Genomic DNA, 25,225 nt, shown 5'->3' with positions numbered 1-25,225 from the left:
ATGACTACGCCGTTCAACGGACTTGGCGTCAACCTCTCGAACCTCTACCGGCTGTCGCCGGCCAGGACCCGCTCGATCTCGCCCGAGAATTTCACCGGCGAGAAGGGTAAGGGCGGCATGGCCACCGAAGGCACCGGCGCCGTGCACGCCAAGGGGCTCGGCCCCGAAGGCAATGGCCAGGGCTGGAAGGTATCGCCCTCGATCCGGATCGAACCGGGCGAAACCCGCGTCCTTGCCGATATCGAGGGCATGGGCGCCATCCAGCAGATCTGGCTGACCACGGCGAACCTGCGCTGGCGGAGCCTCATCATCCGCATGTGGTGGGACGATCAGGAGAACCCCTCGGTCGAGGCGCCGCTCGGCGATTTCTTCTGCATGGGCTGGGGCCAGTTCGCCCAGATCAACTCGCTCGCCGTCTGCGTCAACCCCGGCCGCGCCTTCAACTGCTACTGGGAGATGCCGTTCCGCAAGGCCGCGCGCATCGAGATCGAGAATACCGACCCCGACGATTTCGGCATCATCTACTACCAGATCAACTACACCCTGACCGAGGTGCCGGAAGACGCGGCCTATTTCCACGCCAAGTTCCGTCGCACCAACCCCCTGCCCTACGGCACCGATTACACCATCCTCGATGGCATCAAGGGGCGCGGCCACTATGTCGGCACCTACATGGCCTGGGGGGTGAACAATTCCGGCTGGTGGGGTGAAGGCGAGATCAAGTTCTTCATGGATGGGGACAAGGCGTTCCCCACCATCTGCGGCACCGGCACCGAGGACTATTTCTGCGGCGCCTATAATTTCGACGGCGGCGTGGTCGATGCCACCATGGACAGCCGCTATCGCGAGTTCTCCACCCCCTATGCCGGCCTGCCGCAGGTGCTGCGTCCCGACGGCACCTATCGCAGCCAGACCCGCTTCGGCATGTATCGCTGGCACCTGAGCGACCCCATCCGCTTCGAAAGCGACCTGAAGGTCACCATCCAGGCGCTCGGCTGGCGCACCGAGAACCGCAACACCCGCCGCTACCTGCCGCTGCAGGACGACATCGCCTCGGTGGCGTTCTGGTACCAGACCCTGCCGACGGCGCCGTTCGAAGCGCTGCCGGGGCGGGATTATCTTGAGGTGATTTGAGGGGTTTACTGAAAGGCCGGCGCGGGCTGACCCCCACCCCTGCCCCTCCCCTGAAACAGGGGGAGGGAGACGATAACTTCGATATCAGTGTTTTGGTCTCCCTCCCCCTTGCGGGGAGGGGACAGGGGTGGGGGTCAGCCCGCACCGGCCATCTAGTCGAAAACCGCCTCAGCTCAGCGCGTTCAGCAGATTCCCCGACACATGCCCATCCGGCAGCAGCCCGGCGCGTGTCTGCCAGTCGATCACCGCGGCTCGCGTCTTCGGCCCGATCTCGCCATCGGGCTTGCCGATCTCGTAGCCCTTCTTCAAGAGCTTCGCCTGCACCTGCTTCCGGCCATCGGCGTTGAGCGCAGTGTCCTTCGGCCAGGCCACCGAAAAACCCTTGCCGCCGAGGATCCGGTCCGCGAGGTGGCCGACGGCCAGCGCATAGCTGTCGGAGTTGTTGTAGCGCTTGATCACCCCGAAATTCGGCAGCACGGCGAACACCGGGCCGTTGCCGCCCATCGGCATGTAGAGCCGGGCGGTATCGCTGTCGCGCGGGAACGGCTTGCCGTTGGCGCGGACAACGCCGACGCCGCGCCAGTCGCCCAGGGTCGCGGTGAGGCCTTGCCAGACGTTCTGGTAGTTGAAGTCGCGCGCGAGCTTTACCTCGTAACCCCAGGTTTCCCCTGCTCGCCAGCCGAACGACTTAAGGTAGTTGGCGATCGAGGCCTGTGCATCGGGCACCGAGCCCCAGATGTCCTTGTGGCCATCGCCCTTGAAGTCGACGGCGTATTTCATGAAGCTCGACGGCATGAACTGCGGCAGGCCCATGGCGCCGGCCCACGAGCCGACCATGTCCTTGGCGCGCACATGCCCGCCCTCGAGGATCTCGAGCGAAGTGATGAGCTCGGAGCCGAAGAAATCGGTGCGATAGCCGCCATAGGCCAGCGTCGCCAGCGCGTGCACCGTGTTGGTGCCGCCCAGGAACCCGCCGAAATTGGTCTCGATGCCCCAGATGGCGAGGATGATCTCGCCCTGCACGCCGTAGCGCTCGCTCACTGCCTTCAGCGTCTTGGCCCATTCGCCGCGCATCTCGTGACCGGTACTGATGCGCGCGTCGCTGACCCGCTTCACCACATAGTCGGCGGCGGTGGAGACGAATTCCGGCTGCTTCTTGCTGAGCTCGAGCACCGAGCCGATCGGCTTGAAATCGCCCATCGCGATGTCGAACACCCGCTTCGACACGCCGCGCGCCTTGGCCCGCTGCCAGGTCTGGTCGACGAAGCCACCGACGCTGGCAAAGGCCGGCGTGAACGCCGACGAAGCGATCAGCGCAGCAGCGCCGATACCGAAACTACGACGGGAAACAGAGAATTCGATGGGCTTGTTTACGCGGTACATGAAGGCGCCTCTGCACAAGAGGGGCGGCCCGGATAGAACGCTGGGCCGATCTGCCGGCACAATTGGCCGACGGTTTCTCGTCTATTCTCCTGAACGAAATTAAGATCGCGTTACCCACGTGTTCCCGATCGCGTGATCGGTTGACACCCGCCGCCAATCTCTGGGATGCCTTCGCCCCTTTCATCGCGTCGGAGGAGTGCCATGTTTCGATCCCTTGCGGTGGCCACGCTGCTCTGCGGCCTCGTGTCGCCGGCGCTGGCCGCCGATGTGCAGCCGACGCTGACCGGCGACATCAGGATCCATGACCCCACGGTGATCGAGGTCGACGGCAAATTCGTCGCCTTCCAGACCGGACAGGAGGGCGGGCTCTATCGCGGCGCCATTCGCGCCAAGACCTCGCCGGATGGCATTGCCTGGACCGACGCCGGATCGATCGGCAAGGGCGTCCCCAAATGGGAGCGGAAGGAACTCGGCTACCAGTCGCTCAACATCTGGGCGCCATCGGTCAGCAGGCACGGCGAGACCTGGAACCTCTACTATTCGGTGTCCTCGTTCGGCATCAACACCAGCGCCATCGGGCTGATGACCAATGCCGCGCTCGACCCCGAGAAACCCGGCGAGGGCTGGGAGGATCAGGGCCTGGTGCTCAAATCCAACGGCAAGGACAACTGGAACGCCATCGACCCCTGGCGCATCGACCTCAGCGACGGCCGCGCCTTCCTTGCCTACGGCTCGTTCTGGGACGGCATCAAAATGCGGGAGCTCGATCCGGCCTCTGGCAAGCTGCTCACGCCGGATACCCCGACCCATGACCTCGCCTCACGCCAGGGCGCCGGCATCGAAGCGGCCAGCATTCTCGAGCACGAGGGGCGGTTCTACCTGTTCGTGTCGTTCGACCAGTGCTGCAAGCAGCTCGACAGCACCTACAACATGCGCGTCGGCCGCGCCGACGCAGTGACCGGTCCCTATCTCGATCGCGACGGCAAGCCGATGCTCGCGGGCGGCGGCACCCTGCTTCTGGGCAAGACCGGCCGCTTCATCGGTCCCGGCGGGCAGGAAGCCATCGTCACCTCAAAGGGCGAGATGCTCGCCTACCACTATTACGACGGTGACGACCTCGGCGTGTCGAAACTCCAGTTCTCGCCCCTCCGATGGACCGCTGATGGCTGGCCCGAGCTCGATGCATTGCCGGAGTAATAGGACCGCTAACGCCGGCAGGCTATCGGGCGCCCCTCCTGAAGCCCACCGGCTGATGCCTGCCAAGGAACCGAATCGATCGTGAAAACCCCCAACCGCGCCACTGACCTCGACCTGCTCAAGACCCTCTTGGTCATCGGCATGGTCGGCGCCCATGTCGTCCAGCTCATCACCTTCCGGGCCAGGCCCGAGGCGGCGATCTTCGCCGAGTATGCCAACCTCGTCAGCTTCCCGGGCTTCCTGTTCGCCTTCGGCATCGGTCTCGGCCTGCCCAAGCCGGAGGGGCGAAAGCGCAGCCTCTGGCGGCAGCTGCGGCCCTCGCTGCTGCTGTTGCTGGCCGTCTATGCCTCGTCCTTCGCCTTCGCTTTGCTGGTCGATCGCAAGAAGCTCGATCCGCAGCTGATCTTCGACGTCGTCACCATGCAGCGGCTGTTCGGCTGGAGCGAGTTCCTTGCCACCTTCTTCATGCTGTCGCTGCTGACGCTGGTGGCGCGCCCGGCGTTGCTCGCCATCGGCCGCAACCCGTGGCTGCTGGTCGTCGCGACGCTCGCCTGCCTCGCTACGACCTTCTACACCACCGGCGCCATCGTCCCGCTGCTGCCGACCCTGGTCAGCCATACCGGCTTCGCCAATTTCCCGCTCCTCCCCTACCTGCCCTGGTTCCTCCTCGGCATCTGGTACGGCAGCCATCCGGTGCGCGCCTGGCACTTCGTGCCAGCGCTGGCGATCACCGGCTACCTTTACTGGGTGACGATCCAGACCGGACAGTTTCCCAACCGCTTCCCCCCGACCATCCTGTGGATCGTCGGCCCGGCCGCGATCCTGATCGCCTATCTCTGGCTCTGCCGCTTCATCGCGGCGCGGGTCAGCATACCCAATGTGCTGCTGACGCCCGGGCGGCACGTGCTGAGCTTCCTGGTGCTCTCCAATATCGGCTTCTTCGCCACCCGCTATTTCATGGGGAAGCCCGTGCGCAGCTCGCTGACCGCGGCGCTGGTGACGGTTGGCGTGCTGGTGCTGCTGTCGGCGGGCTGGTACTCTTGGCAGCGGCTGCGGAAAGCTACTCGGCCGCAGCCCGCACCGGCACCGGCCCGATAGAGCCGCGGCTGATCAGCGGACACTCGATCTTGATCCGCCGCGGCGAGGCGGCGGGGAGTTGTTCGTCGAGCAGCGTGCCGACCGCCCAGCGCGCCATCTCCTCGTGCGGCAGCACCACCGTCGAGAGCGGCGGATTCATGTACATGCTGGTGTCTTCGTCATCGAAGCCGACCACCGACATATCGTCCGGCACCCGCAGCCCGCGCGCCTGCAACGCCCCGTAGGCGCCGACCGCCATGCGGTCGTTGAAGGCGAAGATGCCGGTGGGCGGGTTGGGCATATCGAGCAGCCGCGCCGTCAGGTCGCGCCCGCCATGGATGGTCCAGCCGCCGCGCATGATCAGGTTCTCGTCGACCGGCACGTCCCATGAGGCGAGCGCCTGGCGATAGCCGCGCTCGCGGTCGTCGGCCGCCTGGATCCAGCTTTCGCCAGCGAGATGCGCGATGCGGCGGTGCCCAGCCTTCAACAGCGCCTCTGTCGCGGCATAGCCGCCGGTGACGTCGGCCGGCACCACCGAGGGGTAGTAGCGCTGCTTGTCGTAGCAGTTGAGCAGCACGGTCGGCACGTCGCGCAGCCGCTCCGGCACTTCGACCGGCCGGGTGACGAGGCTGGCATAGAGCACGCCGATGATCTGGTTGCTGAGCAGCATGTCGAGCGCCAGGCTCTCGAGCTTGGGATCGGAGCGGGTCGAGAAGGTCGCGACCACCACATCCTGCAGTGCCGCCTCCTCGCGCGCTCCCTCGATGAACGGCGTGGCGAACGGCGTGGTGGTGACTTCGTCGATGAGCAGGCCGATCACCAGGGTCTTGTTCTCGGGCACGTGGTGCTGTGGCCCCTTGCGATAGCCCAGCGCCTCAGCCGCCTCGATCACCCTGGCCCGCGTCGCTTCAGCCACACGCGCATTCGGCACCCGGTTCAAGACGAGCGACACCGTGGCCTGCGAGACCCCCGCACGCTCACCGATCTCGATCATGGTCGGCCGCTTTGCCACCACTTCCCCCAACACGTCTAAAGCGTTCGCTTAACGTCTTTGCGAAGCGTTCGTTTAACGTCTTCAAAGCGCAGCATTATCAGGCTTCGAGCCGTGTGCGCAACTTCGCTTGCTAAACTCATTAGCAACCGCAACGCTTGCCAGACCGCTAGAAAGCCGGTAGCCATAGCGAAACTGCTAATAATTATTAGCGTGGTGGGAGGACTATATGATCGGCGAGACTACGGCCACCAAGGCTGGCGCAAACGCACGCGAGGAGATCTCGCTCGACGGCGCTTGGCGCTTCCGGCTCGATGGCCATGGCGACTGGCGCAATGCTACCGTTCCCGGCCCCTGGCAGGCCGAATTCGCCGATCTCCGTCACGCCACCGGCAAGGCCATCTACGCCCGCCAGCTGTCGATCCCGGCCGCCTGGCAGGGCCGCGAGATCGCCATCCGCTTCGGCGCGGTGAACTATTTCTCCGAAGTCCGCCTCAATGGCCGCGTGCTCGGCACCCATGAAGGCGGCTACCTGCCCTTCGAGTTCGTCATCCCCGCGGGCACCCCGGCCGAGAGCGCGCTGGAAGTGCACGTGACCCTGCCCAGCGGCGACGCCGAGGCCTATCCGGACTATCCGTTCGGTGAAATCCCGCACGGCAAGCAGAGCTGGTATGGCCCGCTCGGCGGCATCTGGCAGTCGGTGAAGCTGCTCTCGCGCGATAAGCGGCACGTCGCCCATGTGGCGATCGACGCCAACCCGGACAGCGGCGAAATTGCGCTGACGCTGACCCGCTCGGCCGCCGGCGCCGGCGCCACGGTGCGCGCCACGGTGGGTGGGGTTTCCTCCGAGACCACCGGCGCTTCGCTCACTTTGAAGCTCAACGCCCCGGCCCTGTGGTCGACCGAGACGCCGAACCTGCATTCCCTGAAGCTCGAACTGATGGCCGGCGGCGAAGTGGTCGACACCACCACGCATAGCTTTGGGTTCAGGAAGATCGAGACCCGCGACGGCAAGTTCTTCCTCAACGGCCAGCCTCTCTACCTGCGTGGCGCGCTCGACCAGGATTACTACCCGGATGGCATCTGCACCCCGCCCTCGCTGGAATTCCTCGAGGACCAGTTGCAGAAGGCCAAGCATCTTGGCCTCAACCTGCTGCGCGTCCACATCAAGGTGCCGGATCCGCGCTATTACGAAGTCGCCGACCGGCTGGGTGTGCTGATCTGGACCGAAATCCCCAATGTCCAGTACTTCACTGCCGCCGCCGCGCAACGCATGCGCGACACCATGGCCGGCATCATCGCCAGGGATGGCAACCACCCCTCGATCATCGCCTGGACCATCATCAACGAGGATTGGGGCACCCGGCTGATCGAGAACGCCGATCACCGCCAGTGGCTCAAGGACACCTATGACTGGCTGAAGCAGAAGGACCCGCGCCGGCTTGTCGTCGACAACTCGGCCTGTATCCCGAACTTCCACGTCAAGACCGACATCAACGACTACCACTATTACCGCTCAGTGCCGGAACGCCGCGCCGAGTGGGAAAAGCTCACCGAGGAGTTCGCCGGGGCCGCCGACTGGACCTGGACGCCCTTTGGCGATGGCGAGCGTCGCGGCGACGAGCCGCTGGTGGTGTCCGAGTTCGGCGTCTGGGGCCTGCCCCATCCCGACCAGGTGAAGACCCCTGCCGGCGCCGAGCCCTGGTGGGCCGAGACCGGCGGCAACTGGGGCGACGGCGCGGCCTATCCGCACGGTATCCAGAACCGCTTCGCCACCTACCACCTCGACAAGGTGTTCGAGAGCTTCGGCGACTTCATCACCAACGTGCAGTGGTACCAGTTCGCCAATCTCAAATACGAGATCGAGTCGATGCGCGCCCACGCACCGATCCAGGGCTACGTCATCACCGAGATGACGGACGTGCACTGGGAAGCCAATGGCCTGCTCGACATCAACCGCAACCCGCGCGCCTTCCACGATCGCTTCGCCGAGATCAACAACGACACGGTGATCGTGCCGCAGCTGGCCCATCACGCCATCACTTCGGGCGATAGCTTCGCGCTGAACCTCAAGGTAGCGACCGGCGGCAAGGCGGTTCCGGCTGGCGCGACGCTCACCTGGTCGGTCGAGGGCACGAGCGGCAAGCTCGACGTGCCGGCGACGGAAGGTCTGGCGGTCGCCGACCTCGGCGCCACCACGATCACGCTGGGCGGCGACACGCGCGTCGCCAGCATTGCGCTGAAGCTCGAAGCCGGCGGCAAGCTGCTGGCCAAAAACGAGATGCAGGTCTCGGTCTATTCGAAGCGCACGGCCGGCCCGGCAAGGATCGCCGCCGCCAGTCCCGAACTCGCAGCCTTCGCCAAGGGTCTCGGCTATACGGTGACCACCGATACCGCTGCCGCCGACCTGGTGCTCACCCATGCGCTCGGCGCCGCCGACATCGAAGCGATGCGCCACGGCGCCCGCTACCTGGTGCTGGCCGACGGTTCGGTCGAGACGCACCGAAACCTCCGCACCGACCCACCCCGCGCCGAGCCGCCGACCATGCCGGCAGGCAAGGAGCGGGCCCGTCATCTCGGCTCGGAAACCCAGCTCCCCAATATCGGGCTGGTGCTGCGTGATGGCACGCTGTGGCGCGGCGACTGGATCGCCAACTTCTCCTGGATCAAGCGGACAGGGGCATTCGCCACCCTGCCCGGCGGCCCGCTGCTTGATATCTCGTTCGATCGCGTCGTGCCGCACCACGTGCTGACCGGCTTCCGCTCCTGGGAATATGAGGGGCTGATCGATGCCGGTGTGGTCATCGGCTGGATCAACAAGCCAGCCGCCACTATCGCCCGCCGCACCGTCGGCAAAGGCGGCCTGGTGGTCACCACCTTCCGCCTGACCAATGACGCGCCGGGCGTTGATCCGGTCGCGGCGGCACTGTTCGACGGCCTTGTCACCACCACGGCAAATCTGGAGACAGACTGAAGGAAACTGAATCAGCTTTTCGGGTAGGAAACACAGGAAACGCGTCATCACCGGATGACGGTTTCCTCTAACCATCTGAAACTTAAGATGAATTTTCCGCTTTCTTTTGATACAGGATTGACAATATTGTCAGCCGCAATAGCATCAGCACCGGCCCGCGAGATCCCCAAGGGACGCGCGGGCCGGGGACGACCCGGGAGGAACGCGATTTGGCCGATATCAGGCTCGTAAACGTCAGCAAGCACTTCGGTCAGGTCCGGGTCATCGAGAACGTTTCGATGACCATCGGCTCCGGCGAGTTCATGGTCTTTCTCGGCCCATCGGGTTGCGGCAAGTCCACGCTGCTGCGGATGATCGCGGGCCTCGAGGACATCGACGGCGGCGAAATCCACATCGGCGACAGGCGCGTCGACGAGCTGCCGCCCGCCGAGCGCGGCGTCGCCATGGTGTTCCAGAACTACGCGCTCTACCCGCACATGACGGTGCGCGAGAACATGTCGTTCGGGCTGCAGAACATCCGCACCCCCAAGCAGGAGATTGCGAAACGCGTCGCCGCCGCGGCCAAAACCCTCGAGCTCGAACACCTGATCGATAGGAAGCCCGGGCAGCTCTCGGGCGGCCAGCGCCAGCGCGTCGCCATCGGCCGCGCCATCGTCCGCGACCCCAAGGCGTTCCTGTTCGACGAGCCGCTGTCGAACCTCGACGCGGGCCTGCGCGCCCGCACCCGCATCGAATTTGCTCAACTGCATCAACGCCTCAAGACCACCATGATCTTCGTGACGCACGACCAGATCGAGGCCATGACGCTGGCCGACCGGATCGTGGTGATGAACAATCGCAAGATCGAGCAGATCGGCACGCCGATGGAGATCTACTCCCGGCCGGCCTCGCGCTTCGTCGCCGCTTTCGTCGGTTCGCCCTCGATGAACTTCTTGGCCGTGCAGCAGCTCTCCGATCGTGACGGCAAGGCTGTGGTCCGGCTGCCCGACAACTCGGAAATCCTCACCGGCATCGCCTCATCCCGCCTGCCCAGTGACGGCCAGGTGACCTTCGGCATCCGGCCGGAATCGGTGAAGGTGTCGGCCAATGGCGCGGTCAGCGGCAAGGCTGATGTGGTCGAGCGGCTGGGCGAGCGCACCCTCGCCTATGTGCGTCTGTCAGACAATTCGGTGGTGATCGCCGAGGACGAAGGCCAGTCGCGCATCAATGTCGGCGACCAGGTGAAGCTCGATTTCGACGGCGCCTCTTCGCATCTGTTTGACGTGAGGGACGTCGCCTACAGCGCCGGCTGAAACTCGTATCCATCAATAGGGAAGATACGCCCTTATGCATCCGAATTTCTGATCCATATCACTAGATAGGTCAGCAATAATGTCCCGAACGGCCACCCCACTGCTCAATGCGCAGGGCCCGGGACAGGGACGGTCCGCACCGATCCGCAACGCCTGCGCATGGAGCTAACCCGATGGGAGGAAATGCAATGATGAAATCGTTTCTGAAGATGGCGCTGCTGTCGACGGCCCTGCTGATGCCGGCCGTGGCGCAGGCCCAGGAAGTCGTGACTTGGTGGGACTTCCTCGGCGGCGGCGACGGCGTCCGCATGAAGGCGCTGATCGAAAAGTTCAACGCCGAGAACGCCGGCAAGATCGAAATCCAGGCTACCACGCTCGAGTGGGGCACCCCGTTCTACACCAAGGTCCAGACCTCGGCCGCCATCGGCGAAGGCCCCGACGTGATGACTTATCATCTGTCGCGCCTGCCGCTCGGCGTCTCCTCGGGCGCCCTCAGCGAGATCACCACCGACGAGCTGACCGCCGCCGGTCTCTCGGGCGCTGACTTCGCCGAGTCCAACTGGAAAGCCGCCCAGGTCGACGGCAAGCAGTATGCCGTGCCGTTCGATATTCACTCGGTCGTCCTCTACTACAACAAGGACAAGCTGGCCGCTGCCGGTCTGATCGGCGACAACGGCCTGCCCACCGGCCTCGACGGCGTCGACAACTTCAAGGCCGCACTGCAGAAGCTGAAGGATGGTGGTTCCGAGTACGGCATCTCGATCCACTCCGCCGCCGGCGACAGCCAGTGGCGCATTTTCTACTCGCTGCTCGGCCAGCAGGACGGTCAGTTCCTCGATGCCGACGGCAACTTCCTGTCGGGCGACAACCTCGACAAGGCCGTCAAGGCGACCACCGTGGTTGCCGACTGGGTGAAGGATGGGCTGGCCCCGGCCGCCACCGAGTACCCGGCCTCGATCGCGCTGTTCACCGGCGGCAAGGCGCCGCTGCACATCAATGGCGTGTGGGAAGTCCCGACCATGACCGACCTCGCCGCCAAGGGTGAACTCGGCTTCGAATGGGGCGCCATTGCCCTGCCGACCTTCTTCGACCACCCGGCAACCTGGGCCGACTCCCACTCCTTTGCCATCCCGAACCGCGTCGGCAATGAAGTCTCGCCCGAAAAGCGCGCCGCCGTGCTCCAGGTCATCGCCTGGATGAACAAGAACTCCCTCGCCTGGGCCGATGCCGGCCACATCCCGGCCTACTCGCCGGTCCGCGACAGCGAAGAGTTCAAGACCAAGCAGCCGAACGCCACCTACTCGATCCTCGCCGATACCGCGGTGTTCGACCCCTCGTCGGTGCTCGCCGGCGTTGCCTCCCCGGTCTACGACGCTGCCGGCAACTACCTGATGCCCGCCGTCAACGGCGAAATCGATCCGCAGTCCGCCATGGAACAGATGCGCGACGATCTGCAGGGTCAGGTGGAGTAATCCAACCGGCCGGCGCCCACCCGGGCGCCGGCCGGATCTTGTTTTGACTGGGGAGGCCAGAACCGATGTCAGCCACTGATACCGCCACCGACGTGCCGCTACCGGCGCGCAAGAAACGCTTCAACCGCAACGAGGTGCTGGCGGCGCTGATCTTCGTTCTGCCCTTTGTCGTCGTCTATGCCGTGCTGTTCATCTACCCGACGCTGCAGATGATCTGGCTCAGCTTCCACAAGGCGCCGCTGATCGGCCCGGGCACCTTCATCGGCCTGGATAATTACGCCAAGCTGTTCAAGGACAAGCTGTTCGGCGTGGCGTTCTGGAACACCGTCTATTTCGTGGTGCTCACCGTGGTGCCGGCCACCCTAACGGCGCTCGCCATCGCCATCGGCGTCAACCGGCTCAAGGGCTGGATGCAGTCGCTGATCCTTGCCTGCTTCTTCATTCCCTACATCCTGCCGGTCTCGGTGGTGTTCCGCGTCTGGGGCTGGATGTTCGATAGCCAGTTCGGCGTGCTGCAGCCGCTGATCGCGCTGGTGGCCGGCGACAACGTGCCGGTGTTCCGCACCCTGCCGCTGTTCATGCCGACGGTCGCCTTCATCACCGTGTGGTGGACCATCGGCTTCAACATCCTGTTGTTCATCGCCGGTCTCAGGAACATCTCGCCCGAGATCTACGAGGCGGCGGCGCTCGACGGCACCTCGAAGTGGCGCCAGTTCACCCGCATCACCTGGCCGCTGATCTGGCCGGTGACCGTGCTGGTGCTGACCATCCAGCTGATCGCCCAGTTCAAGATCTTCGATCAGGTCTACCTGTTCGGCAATGGCGGCCGCTCGGACGCCACCATGGGGCTGGTGCAGCTGATCTATCGCAGCGCCTTCCAGAAGAACAATGGCGGCTACGGCGCCACCGTCGCGGTCGTGCTGTTCCTCATCATCGTGGTGTTCTCCGTGCTGCAGTTCCAGATGCTCCGCGCCCGAGGTGAAAAATGAGCTCCGTCGCCACCACCCCGGCTGCCGGCGAAGTCGTGGGCATGAGCCCGCGCAAACGGCGGATCATCAGGACGCTCGACATCGTCGGGCTGATCGCCACTGTCATCACCGTGCTGGGCGCTATCTTCTGGGCCTTCCCGCTCTACTGGGCGGTGGTCACGACGCTGAAGGTCGAAAACGACATCGTGCAGCCGGGCATTGACCTGTGGCCCAGGCGCTTCACCCTCGACGCCTATACGCACGTGCTGTTCAACACCAAGATCGGCACCTGGTACATCAACTCGCTGGTGACTGCGGTGTCGGTGACGGTGCTGGTGGTGATGATGTCGGCGCTCGCCGGCTACGCCATCAGCCAGCTGAAATTCCCCGGCCGCCGCATCCTCTGGTGGATCATTCTCGCCAGCTTCATGATCCCGATCCCGGCGCTGATCGTGAACCACTTCGTTCTGATCAGCCAGTTCAAGTTGTTCAACACCTGGCTCGGGGTGATCCTGCCGCAGCTGGTCTATGGGCCGGTGACCGTCATCATCTACAAGCAGTTCTTCGACTCGGTGCCCAAGGAGCTGCGCGAGGCGGCCAAGATCGACAACGCCAACGAATTCCAGATGTTCTTCAAGCTCTATCTGCCGATGAACTGGGGCATCACCACTGCGCTGGCCATCATCACCTTCATCGGCGCCTGGAACCAGTTCCTCTGGCCCTTCCTCGCCGTCACCGACGAGAAGATGATGAACGTCACGGTTGGCATCACCCAGGTCACCGATGCCTTCGGCGTCAAATATGCGCGCGACCTCGGCAGCGCCATCCTCGCCGGCCTGCCGGTGGCCATCGTCTACCTGATCTTCCAGCGCAAGGTCACCGAAGCGATCATGCTGTCGGCCGGCATCAAGGGCTGACCTTCGCCGCACGTACGCATAACGGGGGCGTCGGTATAGCCGGCGCCCTCTTCGTTTGAGAATGTGATCACGCCGCATGGCCAGGGTTAGGAAACGCTTAACCGCCTCCCTTCGATAACGATGTCACTGGCAACGGGTTCGCTATGGGTCAGGCGCTTCTCAACGACGAATACGAACCCGCCGCGGACCGCCAGCGGCTCGCGGCCCTCGATCGCTACGACGTGCTCGATACCGGTCGCGAGGAAGCCTTCGACCGCATCGCGCGGCTGATCAAGCTCACCCTCGGCGTCGAGGTCGGCATCGTCTCGCTGATGGATGCGCACCGGCAGTGGTACAAGGCGGTCGACGGTTTCTCGACCGATGAGGTGCCGCTGCAGAGCGCCTTCTGCCGCTACCTGTTGGCCGACCCCACCCCGATCGTCGTGCCGGATGCGCGGCTCGACGACCGCTTCCGCGACAACCCTTATGTCACCGGCGACCCGCATGTGCGCTTTTATGCCGGGGCGCCGCTGACCACCAGCGACGGCTTCCATATCGGTTCGGTCTGCGCCATCGATTCCGCCGCCCGCCATTTCGGACCGCGCGAGAGGGCCATCCTGACCGAACTGGCGCACGTCGCCATGAACGAGCTGGAGCTGCGGCGTCTTGCTTCTACCGACGCGCTGACCGGGGTCTCGAGCCGCCGCGCCTTCAAGGACGAAGCCGGCAAGTTCGTTGCCCTCGCCCGCCGGCATCGCAGCGCGCTGAGCTGCATCGCCTTCGATCTCGACCACTTCAAGTCGGTCAACGACACCTATGGCCACGCCGCCGGCGACCAGGTGCTGTCGGCCGTATCGCAACTGGTCACCGGCCAGCTGCGCCGTACCGACCTGTTCGGTCGGCTCGGCGGCGAAGAATTCGCCGTGCTGCTGCCGCACACCGACCAGCACCGCGCCCACGAGGCGGCCGAGAAGCTGCGCACCGCCATCCGCACGCTGAAGATCCCCGGCAGCCATCCGCCGATTGCCGTGGGCGTCAGCCTTGGCGTCGCCACCCTCGATCCGGTCGGCGACGATATCGACAGCCTGCTGCAGAAGGCCGACGAGGCGCTCTATGCCGCCAAGCGCGCCGGACGCAACCGCAGTGCCTTGTGGCAGCCCTCGAACACCGTGATGCAGACCGAGCGCCGCCGGGTGCTGAAGGCCGGCCGCATCATCTTCATGAACCGCCACGCCGTGACCGACTGCACGGTGCGCTCGCTCTGGGAGAACGGCGCCGAACTGGCGCTGAGCTCGACCCTCGATATCCCCGACACGTTCGACCTGCAGATCCGCTCCGACGGCGCCGAGTGGCCTTGCCAGGTCACCGGACGCACCGAACAGCGGCTCATCGTCAGCTTCACCTGACCGGTTTTGCCGATCGTTTGACCCCCCACCATCAGCAAACGACGAGATTCCCACCTCGATGCACGCTGTTGTTGCCGATCGCACATTATTTTTGCGGATTGATACACAGCTTGCGCCGATCCAAAAAACCCCGCACATTCAAAGCGCTTCGAGATGTCGAGCGAATTTCCCGCGCCAGGGGCTGTCTGAACTACCATTCCAGCTGTTGACTCAACCCCCATGCGCGTCTAACGCTTGAGAATATTGGGAGAAATAGCCGGGCGCTCTGGAGGGAGTTGCCGGCTCTGGTGGGGGAGACGCCAAGCCAATGCCGCAGGGCAAGATCTGACTGTCCGATGGGCAGTACCAGCGTAACGCGATGAGTGGCGGAACGGCTTCCTGACCTCGGGCAGCCGACGAGCGACTACGCGCCGAAAACCGCGACATCGCGGCTCGGCGTCCATGGCGAAGGCTCGTATGGCCCGCGATCTTCCGAGAAAGGAGATCGGCGAACATTCGGGCCCTGTCGCACAGCAACGTGGATCGATGGCACCGCTGGTGCCCGCCATCCGCCGGCCGGCGAACCTCACCACCCAGAGAGCGATCGCAGGATAACAAGATTATCTTGGGGAGGTGTGGGGGCTTAACCGGGTCGATGGGACCCACAATTCAAACATTTGTCGCCTCAAGGCGACCTTCAGCTTTCGTCGACAGTCAAGGGAGACTCTGTCACATGGTCAAACGTAGAACAATCACAGCGGCACTGCTGGCGCTTGGCGTCATGGCATCGCCGCTGGCAGCGCTGGCGCAAAGCCCGCTTGCTGCCACAGCACCAAAGGAAATCGCTCCGGCGACTCCGCTTCCCGAAGTGCCGCGCAACCAGACCGTCGTTCTCGGCTGGGGTGTTGCGCTGTCTTCGCCGATCGGCGTCACCAACCCGTGGGCCCTGCCCGGCTACACCCACCAGGAAGGCAACGCCTTCATGTGGGAGCCGTTGATGTACTTCGCCATCTTCAAGGGCGAGTATGTTCCTTGGCTGGCCGACAGCATGGAATACACCGACGACACCTTCACTGCGCTTGAGATCAAGCTGAACAAGGACGCCAAGTGGTCCGACGGTACTCCCGTCACCTCCAAGGACGTCAAGTTCACCTTCGATGGCCAGCTGAACAATTCCAAGCTGCCCTACAACGCGCACTTCACCCAGTTCGTCGCCTCGACCGATATCGTCGACGACCTGACCGTGAAGGTGAACTTCAAGGCCCCGGCGCCGCGCTTCAAGTTCGAAGTGCTGACCGAGAAGTTCGATACCGGTATCCCGATCGTCCCGGCCGACTACCTGTCGTCCAAGCCTGACGTGAACATGGAACCCGGCTCGATCGATATCCCGCACTCCGGTCCCTATGACCTGAAGGCGTGGAACGGCAACCAGAAGATCTTCGACTACCGTCCCGACTGGTGGGCCGTTAAGGCCGGCCGTATCGCCGAGCCGGCGGTCAAGCGCGTCATCATCGCCAACATCACCGGCGTCTCGATGGACACCGTCGCCCAGCGCGTCGTGAACAACGAGTTCGACTCCGCCCTCGACATGCGTTCCTCGGTTATCGGCAACATCCTTGCCCAGAACCCGGAAATCACCACGCATACCGGTTCGGAATCGCCGTTTGGTTACCTCGACTGGTGGCCGAACTCGCTGTGGATGAACACCCAGCTCGAGCCCTACAGCGACCCCAAGGTCCGTCGCGCGATGAGCCTCGTCATCAACCGCGATGTCATCAACGACATCCTGTATGAAGGCGCTCCGATCGCGACGATCTATCCGTTCCCGCTCTACCCGAACCTGCAGGCCTTTGCCGACTCGCCCGCCGTCAAGGCGCTCGAGGAGCAATACCAGCCGCGCAAGTTCGACACTGAAGAGAGCGCCAAGCTGATGGGCGAGGCCGGCTTCACGCTGAACGGCGACGGCCTGTGGGAGAAGGACGGCAAGACCATCGACGCCACCATCCAGGGCTTCGAAGGCATCCACTCCGACATCGTGCCGATCCTGGTTGAAATGCTCCGCCAGGGCGGCTTCGACGCCGCGATCAACTTTGGTCCCGATGCGTACCAGAACATGGCGGACGGCAAGGCCGGCCTCTACATGTTCGGCCACGGCGCCTCGCTCTACGACCCGTTCGAAGCTCTCAACCTCTTCCACGGCAAGTACAGCGAAGCCATCGGCACCTCGGCCGGCAACAACCGGTTCTCGCGCTACAAGAACCCCGAGTACGACGAAATCCTCGACTCGATCGCCCCGCTCTCGTCGGACGATCCGAAGTTCCAGGAAGGCGCCGCCAAGGCTCTGGGTATCTACTGGCGTGACCAGATCGATATCCCGATCATCCAGTGGCTGCACCGCATCGCCTACAACCAGCACTACTGGAAGAACTGGCCGACCGCCGCGAACCCCGCAATGGGCACCAACGGCGCGTTCTGGGCCCACACTGGCCTCCTGGTCATCACCTCGCTGCAGCCGTCCGGCGCGCAGTAAGCTGAAGTTCCGCTATCGGGGTGCGCGTCCGCGCGCATCCCTCCACTACTCACCGTGCCGGAGATGACCCGAGTGAACTTCAAGCTGATTGCCAAGCGCCTGTCCTTCCTGGTTCTGGTCATCTGGGCCGCATCCACGATTGTATTCTTCGTCCCCCGCCTCAGCCCCCGCAACGCGCTGCGCGAACGCTTCGCCGAACTGGCGCGCTCCGGCGGTTTTGCTCCGGGCGATATCGAAAAACTCATCGCCAACATGAACCAGCAGTTCGGCCTCGATAAGCCGCTGCTCGAGCAGTACTGGACCTATCTCGGCAACATCGTGCGGATGGATTTCGGCTATTCGCTGAACCGCTATCCCGCGACTGTCACCGACATCATCAGCCAGGCCCTGCCCTGGACCTTCTTCCTGTTGTTGTTCACCACCATTCTCAGCTTCATCATCGGCAACCTCCTGGGCGCCATCTCGGCCTGGCCCAAGTCGCCGCGCTGGCTGCGCGGTATTGCCACCCCCTTCGTGCTGCTGACCGGCGTGCCGCCCGTCATCATGGGCGTGCTGCTGCTGTTCTTCATCGGCTTCCGTCTGAAGCTCCTGCCGCTCGGCGGCCCCTATTCGATCGGCATCGTCCCCAACTGGTCCTGGGAGTTTGCCCTCGACGTGCTGCGCCACCAGATGCTTCCCGCGCTGGCGCTGATCCTCGGCTCGGTCGGCGGCTGGGTGCTGTCGATGCGCGGCATGGGCGTCACCATCCAGGGCGAGGACTATGTCAACTTCGCCGAGCACAAGGGCCTGACCGGTGGGCGCATCTTCCGCGACTACTACCTCAGGAACACCCTGCTGCCGCAGGTTACCGGTCTCGCGCTGGCGTTGGGCACCCTGGTCACCTCGGCGCTGGTGGTCGAGCAGCTCTTCGGCCTTCCGGGGTTGGGGCAAGTGCTCAACAACGCCATCCGGTCCAATGACTTCCCTGTCATCTACGGGATCGTGCTGTTCATCACCATCGCCATCGCCGTGCTGATGGCCGTGCTCGAGTTCATCTATCCGCTGCTCGACCCCCGCGTCCGCAACCAGTAGGAACCGGAAAATTGACGACCGTTACCGCAACCTCACCGGCGACCGCAGACACCTCGATGGAGCAGCCGAGCGGCCTCACGCTGTTCCTGCGCTACCTCAACCGCAACCGGGGTCTCGCCGTCGGCGTGGTCATTCTGATTGCGCTGGTGCTGTTCACCGTCATCGGCCTGATCACCATCAACCCCAAGCAGGCCTATCCGCTTTCGGTGGCGACGAAGCAACCGCCCAGCCTGAAATACCCCTTCGGTACCGACTTCTTCGGCCGTAACCTGTTGGCGGCGATGGTCGTCGGCATGTGGCAGACCGCTGTCATCGGCGTCATCGCCGGCGGGCTGGGCACTTTGATCGGCGTCGTGCTCGGCTTCACCTCGGCCTATTTCGGCGGTTGGATCGACTCGACCATCCGCACCGTCTGCCAAATCCTCACGCCGATCCCGGTGCTGCTGATCCAGGTGGTCGTCGCCGGTTCGCTCGACAAGCGCGACGTCACCATCTTCACCATGGCGCTGATCGTGGTGATGCTGGCCTGGATGGGGCCAACGCTGGTGATCCGCGCCCAGGTGCTGACCATGAAGGAGCGACAGTTCGTTTCGGTGGCGAAGCTCTCTGGCGTCGGCGATATCGCCATCATCTTCAAGGAGATCCTGCCCAACCTCTTGCCGTTCATCGCTGCGGCCTTCGTCGGCCAGGTGTTCTCGGCGGTGTTCGCCTCGTTCTACCTCGCCGTGCTCGGGCTCGGGCCGCTGCGCGAGCCGCTGCTCGGCAACATCATCTGGGCGGCGCAGTTGCAGGGCGCCTTCTTTAACGGCTGGTGGTGGTGGCCGATCGCCCCGTCCATCGGGATGATCCTGATCCTCGCCTCGCTCGCCCTCATCAATATGGGCCTCGACGAACTGGCCAATCCGCGCGTGCGCAAGACGGAGTAATGACGATGAACCTTGCAACCACGGAAAACGCCTCGAGCCGCAACGCGGCCGCGGCGGCGGGCCCCATCCTGCGGGTTGAGGACCTGGTGGTCACCTACTACACCGACCTCGGTCGCGCCCGCGCCCTCGACAACGTCAGCTTCACCCTCGAAGCCGGCATGAAGATGGGCATGGTGGGCGAGTCCGGCTCGGGCAAATCCACCCTGGCCCTTGCCATGATGCGCATGATCAAGCCCCCCGGACGGATCGAAGGCGGCCATGTGTGGGTCGGCGGCACCGACCTGCAATCGCTCAACGACGAAGGCATGCGCAAGGCGCGGCTGAGCAAGATCGCCTATATCCCGCAGGGCGCCATGAACTCGCTCAACCCGGTCACCCGGATCGGCGAGCAGATGGTCGACGCCATCAAGTCGCATCTGTCGGGCGAGAGCCGCCAGGCGATCAACGATCGCTGCGTCTGGGCGCTGAAGTCGGTGGATCTCGATCCCGGCGTCTTCCACATGTACGCCCACGAGCTCTCGGGCGGCATGAAGCAGCGCGTCTGTATCGCCATCGGCATCCTGCTGCGCCCCGAGGTGATCATCGCGGACGAGCCGACCAGTGCGCTCGACGTGGTCACCCAGCGCCAGGTGATGGAAACCATCGACAAGGTGCAGGACGAGCTGAACTCGGCCGTCATCCTGATCGGCCATGATATGGGCCTGATGGCCCAGACCATGGACCGGGTAGCGGTGATGTATGCCGGCCGGCTGGTCGAGGTGGCGACGGTGCGCGAGATGTTCACCGATCCCAAGCACCCCTACTCGCAGGCGCTGATTTCCAGCCTGCCCACCCTCGAAAACCGCGGTCAGTTCAAGGGCATCCCGGGGCTCGCCCCCTCGCTGCTCCGCTTGCCGTCCGGCTGCGCCTTCCATCCGCGCTGCCCGCTGGCATCGGATCGCTCGCGCTCCGAAAAGCCCAAAGTGAATGTGCTTCCGGGCGGGCGTCTCGTTGCCTGCCATATCTACGACCAGGAGAGCTGAGCCCGTGTCCAACCTCTTGGAAATCCGCAACGTCACCAAGGTCTACCAGCGCGGGCTGTTGTCCGCGCACGCCAAGGTTGCGCTCAAAGAGTTCAACCTGATCCTGCCGGAAAACGATCCCTCCATTCTGACCGTCGCCGGCGAGTCCGGCTCGGGCAAGACCACCCTCGCCATGCTGGTGCTGGGCTTCATCACCCCCACGACAGGCGAGATCCTCTATCGCGGCAAGAACATCACGACGCTCCGTGGCGCCGAGCGCATGGCCTATCGCCGTGAAGTGCAGGCGGTGTTCCAGGATCCGTTCGCGGTGTTCAACCCGTTCTACACCGTCGACCACCTGCTGACCGTGCCGATCAAGCAGTTCAAGCTGGCCAAATCCGGCAAGGACGCGCGCAACAAAATGGACGAGGCGCTGACCGCCGTGGGCCTCCGCCCCGAGGACGTGCTCGGCCGCTTCCCGCATCAGCTCTCGGGTGGCCAGCGCCAGCGCATCAACGTCGCCCGTGCGCTGCTGCTCAAGCCCAAGCTGCTGATCGCCGACGAGCCGGTATCGATGGTGGACGCCTCGTTGCGCGCCAACATCCTCGAGTCGCTGAAGAACCTGCACCGCGACCATGGCGTGACCATCATCTACATCACCCACGACCTGACCACCGCCTACCACGTTGCCGACACCATCACGGTGCTCTATCGCGGCGACGTGGTGGAAAAGGGCGACGTCGAGACAGTGATCCGCAACCCGCAACACGCCTACACCCGGCTCCTGGTCGACTCGATCCCGTGGCCCAACCTCGATCAGAAATGGGGCCAGCACTCGGTCCGCTCCAAGGAGTCGCAAGCCGAGTTCCACGCCTAGGCATCGGCGCCCCGGAGCGCCTTCAAAGGCCCGTCCCCGCCAAGGCGGGGGCTGTAAAGCCACAGCGCCGGCCGTTCGCAGCGGCCGGCATAGTTACATCCACCGCGGCCCGATATTTGCCGCACCAACTTTTGAGATCGTGTCGACATGCTCGAAATCGCTGAGGTCATCCCTCCGAAATACTCCCCCGTCTGGAAGCTCGCCAAGCAGTGCGGCGTCGATCTCGCCGTGGCCGGCCTGCCCTTCGACAGCTTGCAGGCGAATGAGCGGGTGTCCTCGCTCTCGGCGCTGCAGCGGATGAAGGACGAGTACGAGAAGGGTGGCTACGAGATCCGCGTCATCGAGAGCCGGCCGCCGCTGAACCTCGCCAAGCGTGGCCTAGAGGGCCGCGACGCCGAGATCGATGTGGTCTGCGAGCTGATCACCAATATGGGCAAGCTCGGCATCCCGGTCTGGTGCTACGAGTGGATGACCGATTTCAACTGGGTGCGCACCAACATGGCGCTGCCCAGCCGCGGCGGCTCGGTAGTCACCGCCTTCAACGTCAACGACGTGCCCGACAGCATCACCTCGAACCCGCCGATCTCGGAGGAAAAGCTCTGGGAGACGCTGGAATATTTCCTCCGCCGCGTGCTGCCGGTGGCCGAGAAGGCCGGCGTCAAACTCTCGATGCACCCCGATGATCCGCCGATCACCCCGATCAAGGGCGTCTCCCGCATCATGCGCACGGTGCCGAACTTCCAGCGGCTCGTCGACATGCTGCCGTCGGACTACAACACCATCACGCTCTGCCAGGGCAACTTCACCCTGATGACCGACGACCTGCCCAAGGTGATCCGCGGCTTCGGCAAGAAGAAGATCAGCTTCGTCCACTTCCGCGATGTCGAGGGCGTGCCGACCAATTTCCACGAAACCTGGCACGACGCCGGCAAGACCGACATGCTCGCCACCATGCGCGCCTACAAGGACATCGATTTCGACGGCGTGCTGCGCCCCGACCATGTCCCGACGGTGGAGGGCGACAGCAACGAGAACGCCGGCTATTCCGCCTTCGGCCGGCTCTACGCCATCGGCTATATCCGCGGCCTCCACGAAGCCGTCTATTCGAGCTGAGACAAAACGAAATGAAGATCGCACTCACCGGTTCGTCCGGCGGCGTCGGCCGCGCCATCATCACCGAAGCGCGCAAGCAAGGCCACGACCTGGTCTGCATCGACCGCGTCGCGGCGCCCGAGACCGAAGAAACCAAAGACCTGCATTTCATCCAGGCCGACATGGATGAGTATGAGAAGCTCGTTTCAGCCTTTGCCGGCTGCGACGCGGTGATCCACATGGCCGCCATCCCCTCCCCGGGCCGGCACCCCGATCATGTCGTGCACAACAACAATGTGGTGGGCAGCTACAACGCGCTGCAGGCGGCCGTCGAGAACGGCATCATGCGCATCTGCCAGGCCTCGAGCGTCAATGCCATCGGCCACTCCTACAGCCGCGACCCGCATTACGACTACCTGCCGATCGACGAGGAGCACGCCAACTATTCCGAGGAGCCCTACAGCCTCTCGAAATGGATCTGCGAAGCCCAGGCCGACGCCTTCGCCCGCCGCTGGGAGGATATCTCCATCGCCTCGATGCGCTTCCACTGGGTGGTGCCGGAGCGCGAGCTGGCGGCCCGCAACTTCACCCCCAACTCGGCCTCGCCCAAAAAGCACCTCTTCGCCTATACGCGCTTCGACGCCGCGGCGCGGGCCTGCCTGTTGAGCCTCGAAGGCAAGTTCAGGGGGCACGAGGCGTTCTACATCGTCGCCCCCGACACCACCCTCGACATGCCCAGCCTCGAGGCCGCCGCGAAATACTTCCCCGGCATTCCGATCAAGGGCGACCTCAGCGGTCGCAAAGCCTTCTTCAACTCGTCAAAGGCCGAGCGCATCCTCGGCTGGAAGCACGACCAGCCGTGATGCGCGTGGCGGGTAACGCCCGCCACACGGTGCTTTCGCTAAGACTGCCAAACCCGGAACCAACCCGCTCCGCCGCGGGTTGGACGGCCGGTCCATCCCTGGAGCAACGCCAATGAAGCTTATCGCAACGTTCGCCCTTGCCGCATTGATCGCGGGCGCCGCGGCCCCTGCCCTGGCCCAGGGTGCGCCGGATACGGCCGTGACAGGCACCAAGCAGTTCGAGATGAGGGAACTCGCCAATGGCTTCGAGGGCCCTTGGGAGATCACCTGGGGTCCGGATGACTGGCTGTGGGTTACCGAGCGCGTCGGCGGCAAGATCACCCGCGTCAACCCGGCCGACGGCACCAAGCAGGTGGCGATCGACATTGGCGAGGTCTCTGCTCCCGGCGGCCAGGACGGCCTGCTCGGCCTGGCGCTCGATCCTGGCCTGTTGCAGGGCACCGGCAACGACTATGTCTACGCCGCCTACACCTATGTCGACAAATCCCTGCCGCAGCATGAATGGGTCAAGGACAAGTTCAGTCCTTACGCCTTCCTGTTCGCCAAGATCGTCCGGCTGACCTACGACAAAGCGACCGGCACGCTCAGCGATCCGCAGGTGATCATCTCCGGCATGCCCGGCCAGAACGACCACAATTCCGGCCGGCTGAAATTCGGCCCCGACGGCAAGCTCTATTACACCATCGGCGATGGCGGTAAGGGCCAGCTCGGCAATTGGTGCATTCCGATCGAGGCGCAGCGCCTGCCGACCGCCGATGAGCTCGCCGCCAACAACTGGATCGCCTATCAGGGCAAATCGCTCAGGCTGAACCTCGACGGCTCGATCCCCGAGGACAACCCGGAGATCAGCGGCATCAGAAGCCACGTCTTCACCTACGGCCACCGCAACATGCAGGGCATCGACTTCGGCCCGGACGGCACGCTCTATGCCTCCGAGCAGGGGCCGAAGACCGACGACGAGGTCAACGTTCTGGTCGGCGGCGACAATTATGGCTGGCCGCATGTCGTCGGCTTCAAGGACGACAAGGCCTACCAGATGGCCCGCTGGGATCTGGCCACCACGCCCTGTGCGCAGCTGACCTTCTCCGACATCACCATCGACCCCTCGGTGCCGGTCGAGAACGAAACCGATTGGCCGGACCAGCAGCACGACCCGCTGGCGACGCTCTTCACCGTCCCCAGCGACTGGAATTTCACCGACCCGGCCTGCGGCGGCCTCGACTTCATCTGCTGGCCGACCGTCGCCACGTCCTCTATGCAGGCCTACTTCCCGGAGGCCGGCGAAGGCATCCCGGGCTGGGAGAACTCGCTGCTGGTCACCACGCTGAAGCGTGGCTCGATCTATCGCGTGCCGCTTGGGCCCGACGGCAAGACCGCCGCCGGCCCGATCGAGCGCTATTTCCAATCCGAGAACCGGCTGCGCGACATGGCGCTGAGCCCCGACATGAAGACCATGTACGTAGCCACCGACGTCAGCGGCCTCGTCGGCACCATGGACGGCGGCGCCGGCACCACGCTCAAGAACCCCGGCGCCATCCTCGTCTACACCTATACCGGCGAGGGTGACGGCGCGGCGGCAGCGACCACTACCGAGGCGGCTCCGGCTGCCGAGGCGGCCACCACTGCTGCGGCCGGCGAACCGGCGACCTTCACCGCCGCGCAGGCGGCGCGCGGCAAGACCGCTTACGATGCCAACTGCGTCTCCTGCCACGGCCCCGACCTGGTGAGCGCCAATTACGGCCCGCCGCTGGCCGGCCCCTATTTCGAAGGCAAATGGGTGGGCCAGACCGTCGCCGCGCTCTACACCCACGTCCACGACCGCATGCCGCCCTCGCGGCCGGGCGAACTGGGCGACGAAACCTACGCCGACCTCGTCGCCTACATCCTCTCGGTCAACGGCCTCGCGGCAGGGGATACGGAGCTGCCGACGGATGTGACCAAGCTCGAGGCGATGATTATCGCGAAGTAGGGCACTGGCTGCGACGATGAAATGTAAGAAGGGCTCCGGAAGGAGCCCTTCGCACTTTATGTCGGGTCTTGAGCTGGCGGTGCCCCACCGCCCCCTCGCCCCTCTGGGGAGAGGGCCGGGGTGAGGG

General features: G+C 64.4%; 19 protein-coding genes. 17 read left to right on the top strand and 2 right to left on the bottom strand.

The genetic code is table 11. The features are described from left to right. Positions 1 to 1,134, top strand: a complete 1,134-nt coding sequence (locus ASC89_RS17215; RefSeq protein ID WP_055999941.1) for a glycoside hydrolase family 172 protein — start codon at positions 1 to 3, stop codon at positions 1,132 to 1,134. Between the two features lie 168 nt (positions 1,135 to 1,302). Here ASC89_RS17215 and ASC89_RS17210 read toward each other — a convergent pair whose 3' ends face one another. Next, a complete protein-coding gene (locus ASC89_RS17210) occupies positions 1,303 to 2,517 on the bottom strand; it encodes a lytic murein transglycosylase (RefSeq protein ID WP_055999938.1) in 1,215 nt (404 codons plus the stop codon). Between the two features lie 201 nt (positions 2,518 to 2,718). On the opposite strand from ASC89_RS17210, the gene ASC89_RS17205 reads away from it, so the two are divergent. Together ASC89_RS17205 and ASC89_RS17200 are read left to right on the top strand one after the other, a co-directional pair. Next, positions 2,719 to 3,714, top strand: a complete 996-nt coding sequence (locus ASC89_RS17205; protein ID WP_055999935.1) for an arabinan endo-1,5-alpha-L-arabinosidase — start codon at positions 2,719 to 2,721, stop codon at positions 3,712 to 3,714. Positions 3,715 to 3,795: 81 nt separating this feature from the next. Then, positions 3,796 to 4,812: a hypothetical protein gene (locus tag ASC89_RS17200; RefSeq protein WP_055999930.1), complete on the top strand. Its 1,017-nt coding sequence runs from the start codon at positions 3,796 to 3,798 to the stop codon at positions 4,810 to 4,812. On the opposite strand, the gene ASC89_RS17195 is transcribed toward ASC89_RS17200, so the two are convergent. Then, positions 4,775 to 5,803: a LacI family DNA-binding transcriptional regulator gene (locus ASC89_RS17195; RefSeq protein ID WP_156384659.1), complete on the bottom strand. Its 1,029-nt coding sequence runs from the start codon at positions 5,801 to 5,803 to the stop codon at positions 4,775 to 4,777. The genes ASC89_RS17200 and ASC89_RS17195 overlap by 38 nt on opposite strands. A gap of 208 nt (positions 5,804 to 6,011) precedes the next feature. Between ASC89_RS17195 and ASC89_RS17190 the strand changes: the two genes are divergently transcribed. From ASC89_RS17190 to ASC89_RS17125, 14 genes are all read left to right on the top strand, one after another. Continuing rightward, positions 6,012 to 8,756, top strand: coding sequence for a glycoside hydrolase family 2 protein (locus ASC89_RS17190; protein ID WP_055999924.1), 2,745 nt, complete (start codon positions 6,012 to 6,014; stop codon positions 8,754 to 8,756). A gap of 209 nt (positions 8,757 to 8,965) precedes the next feature. Next, the gene (locus tag ASC89_RS17185) at positions 8,966 to 10,048 is read left to right on the top strand and encodes an ABC transporter ATP-binding protein (RefSeq protein WP_055999921.1); all 1,083 of its coding nucleotides are present in this window, start codon (positions 8,966 to 8,968) and stop codon (positions 10,046 to 10,048) included. A gap of 191 nt (positions 10,049 to 10,239) precedes the next feature. Continuing rightward, positions 10,240 to 11,520: an extracellular solute-binding protein gene (locus ASC89_RS17180; RefSeq protein WP_056000052.1), complete on the top strand. Its 1,281-nt coding sequence runs from the start codon at positions 10,240 to 10,242 to the stop codon at positions 11,518 to 11,520. 65 nt (positions 11,521 to 11,585) lie between these two features. After that, positions 11,586 to 12,509, top strand: a complete 924-nt coding sequence (locus ASC89_RS17175; protein ID WP_055999918.1) for a carbohydrate ABC transporter permease — start codon at positions 11,586 to 11,588, stop codon at positions 12,507 to 12,509. Between the two features lie 65 nt (positions 12,510 to 12,574). Next, the gene (locus tag ASC89_RS17170) at positions 12,575 to 13,405 is read left to right on the top strand and encodes a carbohydrate ABC transporter permease (RefSeq protein WP_407065073.1); all 831 of its coding nucleotides are present in this window, start codon (positions 12,575 to 12,577) and stop codon (positions 13,403 to 13,405) included. A gap of 143 nt (positions 13,406 to 13,548) precedes the next feature. Further along, the gene (locus ASC89_RS17165; protein WP_055876936.1) at positions 13,549 to 14,790 is read left to right on the top strand and encodes a sensor domain-containing diguanylate cyclase; all 1,242 of its coding nucleotides are present in this window, start codon (positions 13,549 to 13,551) and stop codon (positions 14,788 to 14,790) included. 712 nt (positions 14,791 to 15,502) lie between these two features. Beyond that, entirely contained in the window at positions 15,503 to 17,299 is a 1,797-nt protein-coding gene (locus tag ASC89_RS17160) for an ABC transporter substrate-binding protein (protein ID WP_055876934.1), read from the top strand. A gap of 72 nt (positions 17,300 to 17,371) precedes the next feature. Next, entirely contained in the window at positions 17,372 to 18,370 is a 999-nt protein-coding gene (locus ASC89_RS17155; RefSeq protein WP_244488484.1) for an ABC transporter permease, read from the top strand. An 11-nt stretch (positions 18,371 to 18,381) separates the two neighbouring features. Continuing rightward, positions 18,382 to 19,296 (top strand): ABC transporter permease, encoded by a 915-nt coding sequence (locus ASC89_RS17150; RefSeq protein ID WP_055876929.1) that lies wholly within the window; start codon positions 18,382 to 18,384, stop codon positions 19,294 to 19,296. 5 nt (positions 19,297 to 19,301) lie between these two features. Continuing rightward, positions 19,302 to 20,318, top strand: a complete 1,017-nt coding sequence (locus tag ASC89_RS17145) for an ABC transporter ATP-binding protein (RefSeq protein WP_055877050.1) — start codon at positions 19,302 to 19,304, stop codon at positions 20,316 to 20,318. Between the two features lie 4 nt (positions 20,319 to 20,322). After that, the gene (locus ASC89_RS17140; protein WP_055876928.1) at positions 20,323 to 21,174 is read left to right on the top strand and encodes an ABC transporter ATP-binding protein; all 852 of its coding nucleotides are present in this window, start codon (positions 20,323 to 20,325) and stop codon (positions 21,172 to 21,174) included. Positions 21,175 to 21,321: 147 nt separating this feature from the next. Next, the gene (locus ASC89_RS17135; protein ID WP_055999914.1) at positions 21,322 to 22,287 is read left to right on the top strand and encodes a mannonate dehydratase; all 966 of its coding nucleotides are present in this window, start codon (positions 21,322 to 21,324) and stop codon (positions 22,285 to 22,287) included. Positions 22,288 to 22,298: 11 nt separating this feature from the next. Next, entirely contained in the window at positions 22,299 to 23,129 is an 831-nt protein-coding gene (locus ASC89_RS17130; protein WP_055999911.1) for an NAD(P)-dependent oxidoreductase, read from the top strand. A 112-nt stretch (positions 23,130 to 23,241) separates the two neighbouring features. After that, the gene (locus ASC89_RS17125; RefSeq protein ID WP_082533424.1) at positions 23,242 to 25,098 is read left to right on the top strand and encodes a glucose/sorbosone family PQQ-dependent dehydrogenase; all 1,857 of its coding nucleotides are present in this window, start codon (positions 23,242 to 23,244) and stop codon (positions 25,096 to 25,098) included. The last annotated feature ends 127 nt before the right edge of the window (positions 25,099 to 25,225 follow it).

The organism is Devosia sp. Root413D1 (assembly GCF_001425235.1).
Lineage (GTDB): Bacteria > Pseudomonadota > Alphaproteobacteria > Rhizobiales > Devosiaceae > Devosia_A.
The sequence above is the reverse complement of the archived record's forward strand: the minus strand, read 5'-3'. Positions and strand labels throughout refer to the sequence as shown.

Coding starts and splice junctions, on each gene's coding strand:
- ASC89_RS17160 (WP_055876934.1), top strand. CDS start 15,503: ATGGTCAAACGTAGAACAATCACAGCGGCACTGCTGGCGCTTGGCGTC.
- ASC89_RS17165 (WP_055876936.1), top strand. CDS start 13,549: ATGGGTCAGGCGCTTCTCAACGACGAATACGAACCCGCCGCGGACCGC.
- ASC89_RS17215 (WP_055999941.1), top strand. CDS start 1: ATGACTACGCCGTTCAACGGACTTGGCGTCAACCTCTCGAACCTCTAC.
- ASC89_RS17180 (WP_056000052.1), top strand. CDS start 10,240: ATGAAATCGTTTCTGAAGATGGCGCTGCTGTCGACGGCCCTGCTGATG.
- ASC89_RS17190 (WP_055999924.1), top strand. CDS start 6,012: ATGATCGGCGAGACTACGGCCACCAAGGCTGGCGCAAACGCACGCGAG.
- ASC89_RS17145 (WP_055877050.1), top strand. CDS start 19,302: ATGAACCTTGCAACCACGGAAAACGCCTCGAGCCGCAACGCGGCCGCG.
- ASC89_RS17135 (WP_055999914.1), top strand. CDS start 21,322: ATGCTCGAAATCGCTGAGGTCATCCCTCCGAAATACTCCCCCGTCTGG.
- ASC89_RS17125 (WP_082533424.1), top strand. CDS start 23,242: ATGAAGCTTATCGCAACGTTCGCCCTTGCCGCATTGATCGCGGGCGCC.
- ASC89_RS17175 (WP_055999918.1), top strand. CDS start 11,586: ATGTCAGCCACTGATACCGCCACCGACGTGCCGCTACCGGCGCGCAAG.
- ASC89_RS17205 (WP_055999935.1), top strand. CDS start 2,719: ATGTTTCGATCCCTTGCGGTGGCCACGCTGCTCTGCGGCCTCGTGTCG.
- ASC89_RS17130 (WP_055999911.1), top strand. CDS start 22,299: ATGAAGATCGCACTCACCGGTTCGTCCGGCGGCGTCGGCCGCGCCATC.
- ASC89_RS17210 (WP_055999938.1), bottom strand. CDS start 2,517: ATGTACCGCGTAAACAAGCCCATCGAATTCTCTGTTTCCCGTCGTAGT.